The organism is Shewanella sp. TB7-MNA-CIBAN-0143, assembly GCF_040310065.1.
Lineage (GTDB): Bacteria > Pseudomonadota > Gammaproteobacteria > Enterobacterales > Shewanellaceae > Shewanella.
In genome coordinates this window covers 1-256 of sequence record NZ_JBEOPL010000123.1, presented here as the reverse complement: position 1 = coordinate 256, position 256 = coordinate 1, and the positions used below count along the sequence as shown (strand labels likewise).

1 protein-coding gene is annotated in these 256 nt (G+C 34.4%); it reads left to right on the top strand.

Features of this window, described 5'->3' with window-relative positions:
* On the top strand, positions 1–256 hold a 256-nt coding region (locus AAEY97_RS21370), incomplete at both ends, for an AAA family ATPase (protein WP_351001371.1).

The following is a 256-nucleotide window of genomic DNA, read 5'->3' as shown; positions in this document are numbered from 1 at the left end:
ATTTTATTGGACGAAATAGAAAAAGCACACCCAGATGTGTTTAATATTTTGCTACAGGTTTTAGATGATGGACGTTTAAACGACGGTCAAGGACGCACGGTTGATTTTAAAAATACCGTTATCATCATGACCTCAAACTTAGGCTCAGATATAATTCAAGAGCAAGCGGGTAATAACGATTACGTTACTTTGAAAGAAAAAGTGATGAATGTTTTAATCAATGAGTTTAGACCTGAGTTTATTAACCGTATTGATG